Here is a 17,023-nt window from a genome sequence, read left to right as displayed (position 1 = left end):
AGGGGGCAACCGGCATGTATCGCGTGATTATAGCGGAAGACGAGCCCAACGTGCGGGAAGGCATTGCCAAAACCGTGGACTTTGCTGCTGCGGGTTTTTCCCTTTGCGGCATGTGCGAAAATGGCCGCGAGGCTCTTGCGCTTATGGAAAAACACCGCCCCGAACTGGTGATAACCGACATTCGCATGCCCGTAATGGACGGTATTGCGCTGGCAGAGGAAGCAAAAGAACGGTTTCCCAAAACAAAAATTGTGTTTTTAACGGGCCACAGCGAGTTTGAATATGCAAAAGCCGCAGTGGCTCTTAAAGTAAACGACTATGTGCTAAAACCCATTTCGGCAAAAATTCTGCGGGAACTATTGGCACGCATTAAACAGGAGTTAGACCGCGAAACCGAGGAGCTGCAAAAGCTGACGCAGATGGAAAACAAGCTTACCCGCTCGGAACAGATTATGCGGGAAGACGCGCTGAGGGCCGCGGTTTCCGGCCAATTGCCGCCGGAGGCCTTAACCGCCGAGGTTGGCATATCTCCGCAAAGAAACGGCTATCGCGTGCTTATTTTCTGTGTGGACAGGCTGGCAGAAGCAGCGGCAAAACAAAGCGTTACCCCAAAGGATATTAACGCTTCGCTGGCGCAGTTGGCCGGAGAGATTTCGGGAGCAGACGGCACAGTCTTTGCGTTTGAAAACACAGTGCTCATTTTAAATGATGGCACAAAAGCAGAACGCATGGCAAATAAAATTCAAAGAGAGGCCAGCCTATCCTTAGGCGTAAGCTTGTCTGTTTACGTCAGCGACCAGGAAAAAGATTTGGCTGCCCTTCCCGCGCTGTTTCAAAAAACAGCGGAAATTGCTGCCTTAAATGCCATGATTGAAGACGGCAGCGTGATTTTCACAGAGGGGCTGGGCAAGGGCGAGTCTATGCCTGAGTTCCACGCAAAGCGCTACAACGCCGAGTTTGTGAAAGCCATTCGCCAAGGCCAGGGGAATGAAGCAAAAGAAGTGGTTTGCGCTATGCTGGACCACATGCGCCGAAAATACCTGTCTTATGCCCGCATTAACGTATATATTCACGATATGGCAGCAGATGCGGCAGAGGCTGTTGAGGAACTGACAGAAACCTGCGCGGACAACCTGCGCACCTTTTCTATTCCCGAAATTTCAGACAGCGTTGGCCCGGACGAAGTAAAAGCTTCTCTCCTCGCCTTCACCGAGCTGTGCATTTCGTGCATTAACAGTGCAAAGGGCGGCTTTTCCAGGCTGTTAATGGAGCGGGCTGAGGAATATATCCGGGCAAACTTTGCATCTCAGGACTTGTCCCTCAGTGACGTTTGCGACTTTCTCTCTGTGAGCCAAAGCTATTTCAGCGCGCTGTTTAAGGCAAAGTATCACAAAACGTTTTTGGAATATTTAACAGATCTGCGGATTGAAAAGGCAAAAAGCCTGCTTTCCACCACCGATTTTAAGCTGTATGAAATTGCCGAAAGGAGCGGCTATGCCGATCCCCACTATTTCAGCGTAATTTTCAAAAAACATACGGGCATGACGCCGAAGGACTACAGAAATGAAAAACATGAAATACACGAAAAGCATTCGCTTTAAAATTCTGCTTTCCTTTATTATTTTAATTTTCACCATCACTGCGACGGTGTTCTCGCTGTCGTATTATTTTACCCTGCGCATTATGGAAAACAACACCATAGCCTACACTCAAAAGCTGGTGGGAATGCTGTCTGACCAGGTGGATTCCTACATTAGCTACATGGACAACATTTCCGACACCATAGCGGCCGATTCCGACGTAAAACGCTTTTTGTCCGGTTCGGATAACGGCCAAGAGGTGCGGGAGCGCATGAACGCGGTTTTAAGCGTGCGCAGCGACATCAGCAGCATCATTTTGTTTTCAGACGACGGCAGGGTCGTGTTAGACAAGGAAAACCAAACCCTAAACCCCTATGCAAACTATCAGGAAACCCAGTGGTACCAGCAGGCGAAGGCCTCAGACAGCGGCTATGCCATTACCTCGTCTTATGTGCAGAATATTATCAAAGACGATTACCGCTGGGTTATCTCCATGGCGAAAACCGTGAGAAACAAAGACGGCGCGCCTGCCGGCGTTTTGCTGATTGACCTAAACTATAACGTAATCCGCGACCTGTGCGTAAACATTACGCTGGGCGAAAACGGATATGTGTTCATATTAAACGAAAGCAGCATGGTTTACCACCCCCACCAGCAATTAATTTATGCCAACATCAAGCAAGAGGCCACCGACGTTGTGAGCCGCGATCCGCGCACGGCGTTTACCACAAGGAACGACGCCACAGGCCGCTACTACACCGTGGAAACCTCGCAAAAAAGCGGCTGGAAAGTGGCAGGAACCTACGACTTAAAAGAAATCCTCACCTACCGGCGCATGGTAAACAACACCTATATTGTGCTGTTTTTGGTGTTTTTGGCAATTGGCTTTTTCATTTCCCAAAAGCTTTCCTCCATGCTGACAAAGCCCATGAACCAGCTCATCGCCGGAATGCGCCGGGCCGAGCAGGGCGCGTTTGACACAAAGGTGAACATCACCACGGAAGACGAAATCGGCCGGTTAGCCAGCGTGTTTAACACCATGCTCTCCCACATTGACGAACTGGTGGAAAAAAACAAGGAGGAACTGGAAAACAAGCGCAAAAGCGAGTTAAAGGCTCTGCAGGCACAAATTAATCCCCATTTTCTTTACAACACGTTAGACTCCATTGTGTGGATGGCAGAGATGGAAAAATCGCAGGACGTGGTGGAAATGACCCTGGCCCTTTCCAATCTGTTCCGCTCCAGCATATCAGACCAAAACGAGCTTGTGCCGCTGGAAACGGAACTGAAAAACATTGAATCTTATTTAACCATTCAAAAATACCGCTACGCGGATAAGTTAAACTTTAAAATCGACATTCCCGGGGAGCTGTATGGCTGTTTGGTAATTAAGCTTATGCTCCAGCCTTTAGTGGAAAACGCCATTTATCACGGCATTAAAGAGAAAAACGGGCCGGGCATGGTGGTAATTTCAGGCTTCGACGCCGGGGCAGATTTTATTCTAAACGTAGAAGACGACGGCACGGGCATGACAAAGGAGCAAATCCGCAGTTTGCTTGACGCAAACAGCGAACCTGTGGCTGGCGGCAGGCATTCGTCCGGCATTGGCGTTAAAAACGTAGACAAACGCATTAAGCTCTATTTTGGCGAAGAATATGGCCTCACCTACTCCTCCGAACCGGGGCGCGGCACCCGGGTCATGATTTTGCTTCCCAAAACAGGTACAAAGGAGGGGGACGCATGAAACCAATTTACAACCGAATTATAACCGGCCTCACCGTGGCGGCGCTGCTGACGGCGGTAGCGCTGGTGATGTTCTACCCCGCAGAAAAAAAGGACTATACCATTGCGGTAATCGGCAAATCGTCGGATACGGGCATTGAGTTCTGGACGGCGGTGAACAAGGGCATTGAGCTTGCGGCAGAGGAACAGGGCGTGCATGTTACCATTGACGCACCCCTTTATGAAAGTGACGTTGCAGGGCAAATTGCCCTGACAGACGAGGTAATTGCAAGAAAGCCCGACGGGGTAATTTTCATTCCCACCGACGAAGACGCTCTGATAGAAAGCGCAAAAAAAATGAAAGCCGCCAGAATTCCCTACGTTTGTTTAGACAGCGACGTGAATTTAGACGACGGGCACGTTTTAATTGCCACCGACAATTTTGCCGCAGGGCAAAAGGCAGGCAAAACTCTGCACGCGCTCACCGGCGGCCAGGGCAAAATTATTGTTGCGGCCCACTCGGAAATTTCGTCAACAGGCCGTCAGCGCATAAGCGGCTTTTTTGACGGATATGGCACAGGAGCAAGCGCCCTGCCCGTGGTTTACAGCGACTCCGTGCCGGAAAACGCCTACAACGGTGTGTATCAGCTGTTGACGGAGCACCCGGACGTGACGGGCATTGTGGGATTGAACGAGCCGTCTACCGTGGGCGCGGTGAACGCCGCAAGGGACTTAGGGCTGCTTGAAAACATTCATGTGGTGGGGTTCGACTCATCTTTCACAGAGATTAAATATTTAGAAAGCGGCGCGGTTTCCGCTGTGGTGAGCCAAGAACCGTTTAATATGGGATATTTGTCGCTCACAGCCATATGCGACATTTTAGACGATAAAAAGGTGAAAGGAAACATTCTAACCAATACCCGGGTAATCACCCGGGAAAACATGTATGATGAAGAAAACCAAAAGTTTTTGTTCATGTTTATGGAGTAAAAGCAATAAAAAATCTCCTATGGTAAAATAAAAGAAATTACCATAGGAGATTTTACTATTTTAAATAGTCTGCAATTCTTAAATCTGTTTCTTTTAAAAACCCACACAGTGTTTTCGCAAAAAAAGTTGCCCCGTCAATATTAATATGCGTGCGGTCGGGTGTGTTTTTAATATACTCCCACTTTGCATCAGACACTGTTTTGCCGTATTCCTTTTCCAGCCGTAAAAATGCGGCCTCGGACAAGTAATACTGCTCAAACGCTTTCGTGCATTGGGCCTCTGTCACAGCTCCTGTGCTGTCTGTCAGCCACTGTTCTACCAGCGCGGTGTTCATGTCGATCACCGTAACGCCAATGGATGCGCCAACCTCTTTCATTGCTTCTCCGCGTTCTTTTAACGCCGGCACCGAAGAAGTTTTGCATTCGGGCAGCGGCGTTACCAAAACAGGCGTTGCGTTCTTTTTGAAAATCTCATTGCAATACATGGTTAAATTCTCTTTATATTGTTCAATGGTTGTGCCTTTTCCTGTTTCGCTGATATTATAAAAATCGTTCAGTCCGAAATTAATCAGCACAAAGTCGCCTTCTTCAATTTGGGCAATCGCCTTTTCCCAATATCCCAAGGTTTGATATGTTTTTGTGCTGGTGCCGCCAACCGCCCTGTTGCTGACATTGGCGCCGCTTTCAAACTGCTCCTGCATATAATAGCCCCAGCCCTGCTGCGGAAACTCGCTTTCCGCATATTGAACACAAACAGAATCGCCTAAAAGGAAAATGCTGATTGGAGCGTTCTCAATATTTGTGATAAGCTTGCTGCTAGTGAGTGGAACAATATTTTGCATATCTTCCCAAATAAACATCTTTGCCGTTTCCGGAGCCTCGTTGGATTTGACATCAACCATTACAGTAGATTCGTCCGAAACGGGCTTTTGCGCCACTCCCACCAGCTGTTTGCCGCGATATAAAGCAGCAATGGCGGTTCCGGATACAGCCTTATCGAAGTTAGCAATGACCTCCACCGTACCGTCGCCAACCACGGCTTTGTCTGTCACATTTTTCTCAAAAGAAATATAGTCCGCCGCAAATTTTACCACATTGTTGCCGGTGGTTTTCACATCCAGTGTCACAACGTGGGAGCCCTTGTCAAAATAAAGTTCAGTGGAATAGACATACATCGGCAAAATGTCATTAAAATATGTTTTATCCATTGAAATGTCTTCGCCGCTGCCAGGTGCGTTGTCTCCAATCGCCGCGCCGTCAATCAGCATTTGCACGTCGCTGACTCCAATGTTGTTCGGATGCTGGGCCATAGAATATTCCACGCGGTAAAAACCGTTTTCCTGCAGGTTAACAGGAAATTCCACCTGATAGGTTTCATCTTTCCCCCAGGATGTTGCGAGCAGTCTCCCGTTGCTGGCATTTTCATTTTCGGTAACATACTTTTCGTCAAAGTCCTCAAACTCAAACCGCGCGCCTGAAGACGGAACATTAAAGCCGGCGCTGGGCATAACCGCTATATAATCTGCAGCAAACTTGACTACACCGTCACCCGTGGTCCCCACCTCTGCTTTTAAAACATGCATTCCGGCTTCTAAAAAAACCGTTTTACCCTGATAGCGATGCATGGGCCATGTTTCATTTACATATGTATTGCTGTTTGAAATGTCCTCCCCCGGCGAAGTGTGTTTATTGCTTCCAATTTCTGTGTCGTCAATTTTTAAAATGACGTCGCTGGTCCCAACTTTGTCCGGGTGCTTTGCAACAGCAAATTCCGAATTGTAATATCCACTGCTCAATACGTTAACAGGGATTGAAATGGTATATGTCGGCACGCCGGTTCCCCATGAGGTATAAACCAGCTTGCCTCCGCTGGCGTTTTCATTTTCTGTCACAAATTTATCTGCATAGTCCTCAAACTCAAGTATAACCTTTTCGCCACCGACTACTTGCGCTTGATTTGGAATGAACTTAACATAATCCATTGCAAATTTTATGCGGCTGTCTTTCGTAACACCCACAGTTACCTGCAGCGTATGTTCACCCGGCGTGAGATAAACCGGAGCGCCGCTGTAACGATACACGATAAAGTTTGAATCGTCCATATATCCGTCTGCAATCGGTGTCCCTTTTGCATTGTTGTCGCCAATCCCGATGCCGTCTACTGCAAACTGCACAAGGCTTAAATATTCGTTGCCGTTTCTGCTGTTTGCAGAATATTCTGTGCTGTAATAGCCTTCTCTTTCCACATTGATTATAATTTCCAATTTAATTTCTTCAATGGTGCCGCTGCCCCAAGTGGTATAAAGCAGCTTGCCTTCGCTGGCGTTATCGTTTTCTTTTCCATACTGGTCATAATAATCTTCCAGTTCAATTACAGTTTCGCCATCCGGCGCCACATTTTCCGCTCCTTGCGCCCCTGCAAACGGAATAAACAGGCTCAAAAGGAGCAATGTTGTTAATAGTACACATAAAAGCTTTTTCATTTTTATCTCCTCTCCTTATTTTGATGCCTTTATTATAGCACATGCGCCACGTGCTTTCAAGTCATAGTTTATTGTTCCGTCCGGTTGTTTAAGTCAATTTTACGACACGCCTCTGAGGAGAAATTAAACCGCTGCCACCGTTTGGGAAGATGAGCATAGCGCTTGTTCTGCCGCTCAAAATAAACTTCTGCCTGCTCCTTCGCATCGGTATGAATTAGACGCGCAATCTGCGGCGCTGCGTCAGATGACAGCGTTAAGGCATATTCCACGCCTTTGCGCCTTCCTTCTAAATACATATCCACCTGGCTCTTTGCCACAAAATAATCCATTGGAACAAGGTTTAACACAAGATAATAGGCAAGTCCTATCCCTAAATAAACCGCAATGATATTAAATTTGGGTTTTATAATATAATAAAAGGTTGCAAGAAGCCCCGCACCCTCGAAAATTAAAAATCCAAACACCAAAAACCGCAGCCGTGTTAAGCCGTCATCCTCGTTATAAAGCCACATGCGGTAGAACGATGAGGCTAATAAAACCAGAGTCATTGCGCACAGGTAAACGCACAGCGCCCTTATCGTTTTCGCAGCCGGCCCTGTTTTATGCTTTGTGAAATGAACAGTCAATAAAATGATAAAAATATTAATTCCCGTTAAAAACAGCAGTTCAAAAAAACCTTTTCGCGCATATTCTGTGTAGGTTAGTCCATAGGGCAGCGTCTGCTCTGCAAACAGATACCGAAACTGGACAACTGCAAAGATTGTATATACCGCCGCTATTGCAAACAGCAAAATATTTAATATGAGCGTATCTCCTTGTTTCGCCGGTTTTGCGGATAAAGCCGCCATATTGCGTTCAGAATAGGAATGACACACCATTCCAAACAGGTAAACCCCGGCCAATAACCCCAGCGCGATTTTCCACACAGCGTAAAAACTTATGGAATGGAACGCCTTTTGAGTAAAGTTAGAAATTCCAGTTCTAAAAACCATATCAGCAGAAGATAACAATACAAGCAATAAAATTAACACAGGAACCGTAATGCAAAGTGCAGCAAGCACCCTTTTAATCACAGGCGCTTTTTGTTTGTTTGCCTCCATAATCCAGCGAAAAGGCTTTGAAAAATGCCGGAAAGGCGCTATTGTTGCGCCAAACAAATTGGGGAAAAAACGGCCATTAAGGTCTGAAAACATAAACCCATAAAGAAAGATGCTGACTAGGAGATTCCACCCGCGCCAAATATTATTTCCACTCAAAACCGCGTTTAAAGATAAAATAAAAATAGGAATATACCGCCACAGACGTTTTTTATCCGGCACAACAAACCACAGGCAAATCAATTGCAGCACGGCAAACACCGGCACGCTGATTCCTGCATATTCCGGAAGTATGAAATATGTAAATCCGGCGGCAGACAAAATGCCGTAAACCAGTAGTTTTATTTTTGTTCGGTTTTCCAATGTAATATCCTCCTTTTTCACCAAAGGTTTCGTAATTGTTCTGACCATAACTATAATAAAAGCCGCAAAAGCCGCTGCCATCGACCCGCAGAAGCCTTCAAAGTATATGATTAACCAATCTGCCTGGTCATCAATTCTTAGCTTGGCTGCGGACAAAAATATTTCAATTCCAATTAAAAATGCCAATCCGGTAAACCCCGTTATAAAAAAACCTTTTACATCGTTTCTTACTAAAAACAAAAACACCACTGCCCCGAAGGCAATCGGTATTATCAGCGTCAGATTCATATTTGGCTGTGCAGAAAAACCGATTACCTTTTGCAGCAATACAAGAGCAGCTCCCAAAATCAAACCATTTCGAAAGTTTTGTTTTACATCAGTCATTTATTCCTCTCTCCATTCCAAAATGTCTGCCGGTTGGCAGGAAAGCGCCTTGCAAATTTCCTCCAGCGTTGAAAAGCGAATTGCTTTGGCCTTGTTGTTTTTCAGTATAGAAAGATTTGCAGGCGTAATATTCATTTTTTCTGCGAGCTCCATAAGTCCAATTTTCCGTTTTGCCATCATAACATCCAAATTAACGATTATTGGCATTTTTTTACACCGTCCAATCATGTTCTTCTTTATAGTACATTGCCTGTTTGAAAATGTCCTTTAACGTCAGGCAAAACAACGCGCCAATTGCAAACACCAGCACAATGATCACCGTTGCCAGAGAAAACAGCAAAAAGCACTTTATAGTGAAAATGAACGAAATAACGCCGCATGCCGCAGCCATCCGCCGAAAAGCGGAAATATTTTTTTCCACAAATGGATTTCCGCCTAGCAAAGTTTGAAACATTTGTTTTAAATTCAATAGAATGAAAACAGCACAAATTCCCGATGCAAACAAAATTGCCGACGTTATGTAATAAAACTGGCTGTTTGCGGGCTTGTCCAAAAGGAAGCATAAATACTTTGTCAGCCAAGGAACAGTCGCCACACATACAATTCCGCCATAAAACATAATGTCCACCAAGACCTTTGTAACATAATGCGTAACCGTGTTTTTATACATAAAAACTACCTCCCAAAGTTTATTGTGCCAATTCTTAACTGGATTATAGCATACAAAAATATAAAAGTCAATAATTATTTATTGAAAAACAATAAATAATTATTGACTTTAAAGAAAAAGTTTAAATGATACCTGTTACGAATTTTGCTGTCAGCGTTACAAGAAAGCATAAGCCAATGCCCATCACCGTTGGAATTGCCGCTGCTGCAAGCGTCCATTTCATGCTGCCGGATTCTTTTTTAATCGTCATCAGTGTGGTGGAGCATGGCCAGTGCATCAAAGAAAACAGCATAACGTTGATTGCCGTAACATAAGTCCAGCCGTTTGAAACAAGCACCTGGCGCAGTTCGCTTAAAGACGCAGCCTCCATCAGGCTTCCGCCGGAAAGATATGCCATGAGCATAATCGGAATCACCGTTTCATTTGCCGGAAATCCCAAAATGAATGCCATAATGATAACGCCGTCCATGCCAATTGCCCGGCCAAAGGGGTCTAATGCGCCGCAGCATATTGCAAGAAGCGTGTTCCCCCCCACTGTTACGTTTGCCATCAGCCAGATGATAAGCCCTGCAGGCGCCGCTACCGCTGCCGCCCTGCCCAGCACAAACAACGTTCTGTCAAAAATGGAGCGAATTAAAACTTTTCCGATTTGCGGCTTCCGATAGGGCGGAAGCTCCAGCGTAAACGATGACGGCACCCCCTTCAAAACTGTTACCGACAGAAGTTTCGACACGAGAAACGTCATGAATATTCCCAGCATGATTACGCCAAGCAGAACCACCGCACTCCCAGCCGACTGCCAGAATCCCGCTGCGGCAGTGATGACAAACATGGAGATTATGGAAATGAGTGTGGGGAACCTGCCGTTGCACGGTACAAAATTGTTGGTTATCATGGCAATAAGCCGCTCGCGGGGTGAATCAATAATTCTGCACCCCACAACTCCCGCCGCATTGCAGCCAAATCCCATACACATGGTCAACGCCTGTTTGCCGCAGGCGCTGCACTTTTTAAAGCATTTGTCTAAATTAAACGCCACCCGGGGCAGATATCCCAAGTCCTCCAGCAGGGTAAACAGCGGAAAGAAAATCGCCATTGGCGGCAGCATAACAGAAACCACCCAAATCAGCATTCTGTAAAGGCCATGCACCGCCATTTCAAGGATAAATACCGGACAGCCTATGTAGGAAAGTCCATTGTAAATCCATTCCTCTGTTTGAAACAAAAATGCACTGAGTAGCTGGGACGGATAGTTCGAACCGGCAATGGTGAGCCAGAAAATAATTAAAAGCATAAACAGCATTACGCCGAAGCCCCATTTTCCTGTTAAAACCCTGTCGATTTTCCTGTCCTTCTCATCGTATTTCTCGTTTTCAAACGTTACGGTTTCCTCGGCAATTTCTTCGGCCCGCTTTACAATTGATGAAACAATTTTATCCTGAAGATTGCTGTCATTCATTTCGTTTTCATTTAAAAGCGCCCGCGCACTTTCTACACTTTCACCCGCGGCCATTTTGATGTCGGTTTCAAGATACCAGGTCACGGAATCAATGGCCTGCACGTCGCCCTCAATGAGCTTTAAGGCCGTCCACCGCGGACTAATTTTGTCTTTACAGATGTTCAAAATTTGCTTTTCTACCATGTGAATTGCTTTTTCTAAGCTTTCCTCATACACAACGGGAATGCTTGTTTCATTCGGCTGTTTCACCTTTTCCTCAAGCTTTTCTAAAAGCTCTTCCAGCCCGGTTCCGCTTCTTGCCGCAGTGCAAACCACAGGCACCCCCAGCAGCTGTTCTAATTTTCTAATGTCAATAGCGATTTTCTTTTTTCTTGCTTCGTCCATCAAATTTACGCAAACAATGGTCTTTTTGGTAATTTCAATGGTCTGCAAAACCAGATTTAAGTTTCGCTCCAAGCATGTGGCGTCGCACACTACAACAACTGCATCAGGCTCGCCAAAACATATAAAATCCCGCGCAACCTCCTCTTCTGCAGAATGTGCCATCAGCGAATAGCAGCCCGGCAAGTCAACGAACGTAAATTTTGTGTCTTTATATGTACATTCTCCCTTCGCACCGGTAACCGTTTTGCCCGGCCAGTTTCCTGTGTGCTGGTGCATGCCCGTAAGCTCGTTGAAAACCGTGCTTTTTCCAACATTTGGATTTCCCGCGAGTGCAATACGGGTTCCCTCGTCCTCCTGCGCATCATACGCGAAACAATCAACAGCAGCAGCCCCGGTTGATGCCTTTGTTAATCCCATGAACCCACCTCCTGATTATGTAAAGGCGGCAAATCTGCCGCCGATTCTATTTAATAAATATGTTTGATGAATCTTCTTCCCGCAGCGCAATAACCGCACCACGGATTGAAAATGCCGTTGGATCCCCCAGCGGACTTCTTTGCAGACACAACACTTTTGTTCCTTCAACCAGTCCTAAATCCTGCAGTCTCCGCTTGATCCCGTTTTCTCCGGAAAGACTCGACACCACGCCGTATTCGCCGGGACGCAGCACCGATAAGCAACTACCCTTCATACACTTCAGCTCCTTATCCTGTTAAGCTAAAATTTGAAATTTGCTTCTCAATCTCAGTATATGCCGCAGAAAGTGTTTCGTGACGCAGTAATCCCAGTTTTCCGACAAAAAATTTCATGTTTTCTGCACAAGAAAAAAAAGTTTCATTTTATATGCTATTTCTAAAATCCATTTTGCAAAACGGCAACAATATGATATAATAAAAATATATGTCAATTTTTAATTAAATGCAACATATGGTGCATCAGGAGGAAAGAAAATGGAAAAGAACTACTACCAGCCGGAAATTGAAACAATGCCCGTGGAGAAAATCCGCGCGCTGCAATCGGAAAGACTGGTAAAACAAGTGAAACATGTTTATGAAAATGTTCCATACTACCGCAGGCTTATGGACGAAAAAGGCGTTACACCGGAAGACATTCACGGCATTGAAGATTTACATAAGCTTCCGTTTTTGACGAAAGCAGACCTGCGCGAGGCCTATCCTTACGGCCTGTTGGCAAAACCGCTGTCTGAGTGTGTGAGAATTCAGTCTACGTCGGGCACCACGGGCAAACGCGTTGTTGCGTTTTACACCCAGCACGACGTTGACCTTTGGGAGGACTGCTGTGCCCGCGCCGTGGTGGCAGCAGGCGGAACCAACGAAGACGTGTGCCAGGTTTGTTACGGCTATGGTCTCTTTACCGGCGGCCCGGGCTTAAACGGCGGTTCCCACAAGGTGGGCTGTTTAACGCTGCCCATGTCGTCGGGAAACACCGAACGCCAAATTCAGTTTATGATGGATTTGGGGTCAACAATTTTGTGCTGTACGCCATCTTATGCCGCTTATATCGGCGAAAGCTTAAAGGAGCGGGGCTATAAGCCGGAGGACAACAAGCTGAAAGCCGGCATTTTCGGTGCCGAACCGTGGACGGAAGAAATGCGCAGAGATATTGAAAACTCATTGGGAATTAAAGCCTATGATATTTATGGTTTAACAGAAACAAGCGGCCCGGGCGTTTCGTTTGAGTGCAGCGAGCAGACCGGTATGCATATTAACGAAGACCATTTCATTGCCGAAATTATCGACCCCGAAACAGGCGAAGTGCTGCCCGAAGGCAGCAAGGGCGAGCTGGTGTTCACCTCAATCACCAAAGAGGCGTTCCCGCTGCTTCGCTACCGCACCCGCGACATTTGTGTATTATCCCGTGAGAAATGCTCCTGCGGAAGAACCTTTGTTAAAATGACAAAGCCAATGGGCAGAAGCGACGATATGATGATTATCCGCGGCGTTAACGTGTTCCCGTCACAGATTGAAACCGTGTTGCTAAACGAGGGATATTCGCCCAACTATCAAATTGTTGTTGACCGCGAAAACAACACCGATACGTTAGACATCAACGTGGAGCTTTCTCCCGAGATGTTCTCAGACACCGTAAAATCAGTAACAGGCCGGGAGAAAAAGCTTGCAGAGGCAATTAAAACCATGCTGGGAATCAGCCCTGCTGTGCACCTTGTTCCCCCGAAAACCATTGCCCGCAGCGAGGGCAAGGCTGTTAGGGTAATTGACAAGCGGAAATTGGTTTAAATAAAAAATGAAAAAGGAGTGTTTTGCATGACAATCAGCCAGTTATCAATTTTTGTGGAAAACAGACCCGGAACACTTTATGAAATTACCGACACGCTGGGCCATGCCGGTGTTGACATTCGGGCAATGTCAATTGCCGACACCAAGGATTTTGGCATTATGCGCCTCATTGTAAACGACATTGAGAAGGCAAAAAAGGCTCTTGAAGATAACGGCTATGTGGTTTCTGAAACCCCGGTAATTGCCGCCGCTGTTTTCGACCGTCCCGGCGCGCTGACAGACATTATGAAGCTTTTGGCAAACAACGGAATTAACATTGAATATATGTATGCCTTTATTACCATATCTAAACAGCATGCCTATACTGTGATTCGTGTGGAGGATAACGACCGCGCGGAAGAAATTTTAAAACAAAACGGCATTAAGCTCGTTACGAAACAGGACATTGAAAAGCTTTAAAAACGGATTCGACAGGAGATGAAAAAATGAATAATGGTAAAGACGCCATATTCATTTGTCTGAAAGACCAGCCTGAGCTTCTCGACAAAGCCTCCCAGTGGTTTCACAGCAAATGGGACGTTCCGTTAGCGGAATACCGCACAAGTATGAAAGAAAGCCTCATGCAGAAATCAAAAATTCCCCGGTGGTATCTTGTTTTAAACACGAAACAGGAAATTGTTGCAGGGGCGGGCATAATTGAAAACGATTTTCATGACCGGAAAGATTTAACACCCAATCTGTGCGCCCTGTTTGTGGAGCCTGAATATCGGAACAACGGCATTGCAAGGTCTATTTTAGATTTTGCGCGCAAAGACGCAGGCAAGGCGGGGTTTTCAACGCTTTATTTAATAACAGATCACACAACATTTTATGAAAAGTGCGGCTGGTCATTTTTAACCATGGCTAACGACAGCAGCGGGCCGGTTCGGGTTTATGCCGCACCAACAATAACGTAATTAAAAAAAACGAGCAAGCCAAATGGCTTGCTCGTTTTATATATTCTGTTTTAAAACAGTCCAAATCCGCCATAGGTCACAACAATGGACGCAAACACAATGGAAACCATAGATAAAAGTTTAATTAAAATGTTAACAGAGGGGCCGGAGGTGTCTTTGAAGGGATCGCCTACCGTGTCGCCCACAACAGCCGCCTTGTGGTTTTCGGAACCCTTTCCGTTAAAGTTTCCGGCTTCAATATATTTTTTTGCATTGTCCCACGAGCCGCCGGAGTTTGCCATCATAATAGCCAGAACAAAGCCAGACACCAAAGCGCCTGCCAGCATTCCCACAACGCCGTTGCACCCAAGCACAAGGCCAACAACAATCGGCGCCAAAACGCCCAGTGCCGCAGGGGCAACCATTTCTTTCAACGAAGATTTTGTGCAGATGTCCACACAGCTTGTGTAATCTGCTTCGGCTTTTCCCTCAAGCAGACCCTTAATTTCTCTGAACTGGCGGCGAACTTCTACAACTATTTTCTGTGCTGCCCGCCCCACTGCCTGCATGGTCATGGCCGAGAACAAAAACGGCAGCATTGCGCCCACAAACAATCCAATGAGCGTTGCAGGGTTTGTGATGGTTAAATTAAGCTTTGTTGGGTCAAGGTCTTGAATTTTATCGGTATAAGATACAATCAGCGCCAAGGCTGTCAGCGCAGCAGAGCCGATGGCAAAGCCTTTGCCTGTTGCCGCGGTGGTGTTGCCCAAAGAGTCCAGCGCGTCTGTCCGCTCTCTAACCTCGCCGGGCAACCCGCTCATTTCAGCAATGCCGCCGGCGTTGTCTGCAACAGGGCCATATGCGTCGGTTGCAAGAGTGATGCCTAAGGTTGAAAGCATTCCCACAGCGGAAAGACCCACGCCATAAAGTCCGCTTTCAAACGAGCCCATTCCGCCCGCAAAGAAATAGCTTGCAATAACAGAAATTCCAATGATAATAACCGGAATGGCGGTAGAGCGCATTCCCAGTGCAATGCCGTCAATGATAATGGTTGCTGCGCCGGTTCCAGACGATTCTGAGAGCTTTTGCGTCGGTTTATACGAGTCAGACGTGTAATACTCTGTGAAAAATCCAATTAAAACGCCCGCCACAAGCCCTGAGATAACTGCGCCGAACAGGCCGTTTGCTCCGGGCATTAATTTCCAAATTAAAATAAAGCTTGCAATTGCAGAAATGATTGCCGCGGAATATGTTCCTTTGCGCAAGGAGCCTAAGAGCATTTTCTGCGTGGCACTCTCTTTGGTGGAAACAAAAAAGGTGGAAACGATGGATGCAACAATTCCAATTGCCGCAATCAGCATTGGCAGCAAAACGCCGCTTATGCCGTGGCCTGCCGCAACAGCCAGCGCGCCGCAGGAAATAATTGAGCCGACATAAGACTCGTAAAGGTCTGCGCCCATTCCGGCAACATCGCCTACGTTGTCACCCACGTTGTCTGCAATAACAGCAGGATTTCTCGGGTCATCTTCCGGAATTCCCGCTTCAACCTTGCCCACAAGGTCTGCGCCAACGTCGGCAGCCTTTGTAAAAATGCCGCCGCCGACCCTTGCAAACAGGGCCATAGAGCTTGCGCCCATACCAAAGGTGAGCATGGCCGCCATAATTTCATCAATGGGAAGCCGAAACACAAATTTTAAAAGAATAAACCACACGCTGATATCTAAAAGGCCAAGGCCGACAACCGTCATTCCCATTACGGTTCCTGAGGAAAAGGCAATTTTTAACCCCTTGTTCAGGCCTTCTTTTGCACCGTTGGCAGTTCTTGAATTGGCATAGGTTGCAATTTTCATTCCAACAAAGCCGGACAGGCCGGAAAAGAATCCGCCTGTTAAAAAGGCAAACGGAACAAATGGCGTTAAAAAGCCGAAGCCTGCTAAAACAGCAAGCAAAACGACCATAACCACAAAAAAGATGCCCACGGTTTTATACTGTCGTTTTAAATATGCCATGGCACCGCTTCTGATTTTTGATGAAATCGAGGCCATCAGTTCTGTGCCCTCGGGCAGCTTTTTCACAGCAAAAAACTTATATGCTGCAAAAATCAACGCTAAAACAGCCGCGCCTAAAACAAAAAAAGGTGCGTAATTCTCCATAGTGTCAACCCCTCGCTTTTTTTATTATAATTTGAATATATTTATTATACCACTTTTTCCCTTTGTTGTAAACATTTATTGGGAAAAAATTACACTTTTCAATTTTCGTCTTCGTGCAATTCAATTTTTTTGTTTTTTATCCCGTTTTCGACAATTTTGTCCTGAAAATATTGACACCGGCTAATGGTTAGAACCGTCTTTCCATAGTCTTTTAACGCGCCGTTGTCATAAAACACAACACGGCTGTCACGCAGGAACGAGTTTAAAATGTGCACGGTGTCCACCGGCGTTTCAATTGATAGGAACGCGTTGTTTTCGTTATGGAGCACACGAATATTGTCAAACACAAGCTGCTCCTGAACCGGTATTTCTGCGTCTGGGTAGTAAGAACGGCTGTATTTATCATTATCAAAGTGAATGGAAAAGTGCGCGGTTCTGGCCTTTTCTAAAAAAATATCCCGGAATGTAACGTTTCTCACGCCCGCTCCATAAACGGCGCCGCTTTGTACCATTACCCAGCAAATGCCGTCTAACACTTGTTCCCCG

At 46.2% G+C, this 17,023-nt stretch carries 14 protein-coding genes; 6 read left to right on the top strand and 8 right to left on the bottom strand.

Translation table 11 applies throughout. The annotated features are described in order from the left end of the window. The first annotated feature begins 14 nt into the window (after positions 1-14). From WIG73_RS02585 to WIG73_RS02575, 3 genes are read left to right on the top strand one after another with little or no spacing between them, the layout of a single operon-like run. Positions 15-1,601: a response regulator gene (locus WIG73_RS02585; RefSeq protein ID WP_337399167.1), complete on the top strand. Its 1,587-nt coding sequence runs from the start codon at positions 15-17 to the stop codon at positions 1,599-1,601. Beyond that, the gene (locus WIG73_RS02580) at positions 1,564-3,324 is read left to right on the top strand and encodes a sensor histidine kinase (protein ID WP_337399166.1); all 1,761 of its coding nucleotides are present in this window, start codon (positions 1,564-1,566) and stop codon (positions 3,322-3,324) included. The genes WIG73_RS02585 and WIG73_RS02580 overlap by 38 nt, the downstream gene beginning before the upstream one ends. Then, positions 3,321-4,292 (top strand): substrate-binding domain-containing protein, encoded by a 972-nt coding sequence (locus WIG73_RS02575; protein WP_337399165.1) that lies wholly within the window; start codon positions 3,321-3,323, stop codon positions 4,290-4,292. The genes WIG73_RS02580 and WIG73_RS02575 overlap by 4 nt, the downstream gene beginning before the upstream one ends. A 55-nt stretch (positions 4,293-4,347) precedes the next feature. On the opposite strand, the gene WIG73_RS02570 is transcribed toward WIG73_RS02575, so the two are convergent. The 6 genes from WIG73_RS02570 to WIG73_RS02545 all read right to left on the bottom strand — a co-directional run bounded on the left by WIG73_RS02570 (position 4,348) and on the right by WIG73_RS02545 (position 11,822). Beyond that, entirely contained in the window at positions 4,348-6,774 is a 2,427-nt protein-coding gene (locus WIG73_RS02570) for a GDSL-type esterase/lipase family protein (RefSeq protein WP_337399164.1), read from the bottom strand. Positions 6,775-6,842: 68 nt separating this feature from the next. Continuing rightward, the gene (locus WIG73_RS02565) at positions 6,843-8,618 is read right to left on the bottom strand and encodes a DUF4173 domain-containing protein (RefSeq protein WP_337399163.1); all 1,776 of its coding nucleotides are present in this window, start codon (positions 8,616-8,618) and stop codon (positions 6,843-6,845) included. Continuing rightward, the gene (locus tag WIG73_RS02560; protein WP_177677229.1) at positions 8,619-8,825 is read right to left on the bottom strand and encodes a helix-turn-helix domain-containing protein; all 207 of its coding nucleotides are present in this window, start codon (positions 8,823-8,825) and stop codon (positions 8,619-8,621) included. It lies immediately after the preceding gene. A gap of 4 nt (positions 8,826-8,829) precedes the next feature. Then, positions 8,830-9,288, bottom strand: coding sequence for a DUF2975 domain-containing protein (locus tag WIG73_RS02555; protein WP_337399162.1), 459 nt, complete (start codon positions 9,286-9,288; stop codon positions 8,830-8,832). 121 nt (positions 9,289-9,409) lie between these two features. Beyond that, positions 9,410-11,548: a ferrous iron transport protein B gene (feoB, locus tag WIG73_RS02550; protein WP_337399161.1), complete on the bottom strand. Its 2,139-nt coding sequence runs from the start codon at positions 11,546-11,548 to the stop codon at positions 9,410-9,412. A 46-nt stretch (positions 11,549-11,594) separates the two neighbouring features. Beyond that, positions 11,595-11,822 carry a FeoA family protein gene (locus tag WIG73_RS02545; protein WP_337399160.1) on the bottom strand — a complete coding sequence of 76 codons (228 nt, stop codon included), beginning with the start codon at positions 11,820-11,822 and terminating at the stop codon, positions 11,595-11,597. Between the two features lie 259 nt (positions 11,823-12,081). Here WIG73_RS02545 and WIG73_RS02540 point away from each other — a divergent pair, with 259 nt between their 5' ends. Genes WIG73_RS02540 through WIG73_RS02530 form a run of 3 tightly spaced genes read left to right on the top strand, consistent with a single transcriptional unit; the run spans position 12,082 to position 14,345 of the window. Continuing rightward, a complete protein-coding gene (locus WIG73_RS02540) occupies positions 12,082-13,389 on the top strand; it encodes a phenylacetate--CoA ligase (protein ID WP_177677237.1) in 1,308 nt (435 codons plus the stop codon). A 27-nt stretch (positions 13,390-13,416) separates the two neighbouring features. Then, the gene (locus WIG73_RS02535) at positions 13,417-13,848 is read left to right on the top strand and encodes an ACT domain-containing protein (protein ID WP_177677239.1); all 432 of its coding nucleotides are present in this window, start codon (positions 13,417-13,419) and stop codon (positions 13,846-13,848) included. A gap of 26 nt (positions 13,849-13,874) precedes the next feature. After that, on the top strand, positions 13,875-14,345 hold the full coding sequence (locus WIG73_RS02530; RefSeq protein WP_177677241.1) for a GNAT family N-acetyltransferase: 471 nt from the start codon (positions 13,875-13,877) through the stop codon (positions 14,343-14,345). A 50-nt stretch (positions 14,346-14,395) separates the two neighbouring features. Here WIG73_RS02530 and WIG73_RS02525 read toward each other — a convergent pair whose 3' ends face one another. Next, on the bottom strand, positions 14,396-16,477 hold the full coding sequence (locus WIG73_RS02525) for a sodium-translocating pyrophosphatase (RefSeq protein WP_337399159.1): 2,082 nt from the start codon (positions 16,475-16,477) through the stop codon (positions 14,396-14,398). 98 nt (positions 16,478-16,575) lie between these two features. Next, on the bottom strand, positions 16,576-17,023 hold a 448-nt coding region (locus WIG73_RS02520; RefSeq protein ID WP_337399158.1), incomplete at its 5' end, for a hypothetical protein.

This window comes from Congzhengia sp. (genome assembly GCF_037235575.1).
Taxonomy (GTDB): Bacteria; Bacillota; Clostridia; order UBA1381; family UBA9506; genus Congzhengia; species Congzhengia minquanensis.
This window is presented reverse-complemented; position numbering and strand designations above follow the sequence as displayed.

What these genes read in the sequence shown, in the direction of transcription:
- WIG73_RS02540 (WP_177677237.1), top strand. Translation starts at nt 12,082, where the DNA reads ATGGAAAAGAACTACTACCAGCCGGAAATTGAAACAATGCCCGTGGAG.
- WIG73_RS02555 (WP_337399162.1), bottom strand. Translation starts at nt 9,288, where the DNA reads ATGTATAAAAACACGGTTACGCATTATGTTACAAAGGTCTTGGTGGAC.
- WIG73_RS02580 (WP_337399166.1), top strand. Translation starts at nt 1,564, where the DNA reads ATGAAAAACATGAAATACACGAAAAGCATTCGCTTTAAAATTCTGCTT.
- feoB (WP_337399161.1), bottom strand. Translation starts at nt 11,548, where the DNA reads ATGGGATTAACAAAGGCATCAACCGGGGCTGCTGCTGTTGATTGTTTC.
- WIG73_RS02525 (WP_337399159.1), bottom strand. Translation starts at nt 16,477, where the DNA reads ATGGAGAATTACGCACCTTTTTTTGTTTTAGGCGCGGCTGTTTTAGCG.
- WIG73_RS02545 (WP_337399160.1), bottom strand. Translation starts at nt 11,822, where the DNA reads ATGAAGGGTAGTTGCTTATCGGTGCTGCGTCCCGGCGAATACGGCGTG.
- WIG73_RS02530 (WP_177677241.1), top strand. Translation starts at nt 13,875, where the DNA reads ATGAATAATGGTAAAGACGCCATATTCATTTGTCTGAAAGACCAGCCT.
- WIG73_RS02535 (WP_177677239.1), top strand. Translation starts at nt 13,417, where the DNA reads ATGACAATCAGCCAGTTATCAATTTTTGTGGAAAACAGACCCGGAACA.
- WIG73_RS02570 (WP_337399164.1), bottom strand. Translation starts at nt 6,774, where the DNA reads ATGAAAAAGCTTTTATGTGTACTATTAACAACATTGCTCCTTTTGAGC.
- WIG73_RS02575 (WP_337399165.1), top strand. Translation starts at nt 3,321, where the DNA reads ATGAAACCAATTTACAACCGAATTATAACCGGCCTCACCGTGGCGGCG.
- WIG73_RS02585 (WP_337399167.1), top strand. Translation starts at nt 15, where the DNA reads ATGTATCGCGTGATTATAGCGGAAGACGAGCCCAACGTGCGGGAAGGC.
- WIG73_RS02560 (WP_177677229.1), bottom strand. Translation starts at nt 8,825, where the DNA reads ATGCCAATAATCGTTAATTTGGATGTTATGATGGCAAAACGGAAAATT.
- WIG73_RS02565 (WP_337399163.1), bottom strand. Translation starts at nt 8,618, where the DNA reads ATGACTGATGTAAAACAAAACTTTCGAAATGGTTTGATTTTGGGAGCT.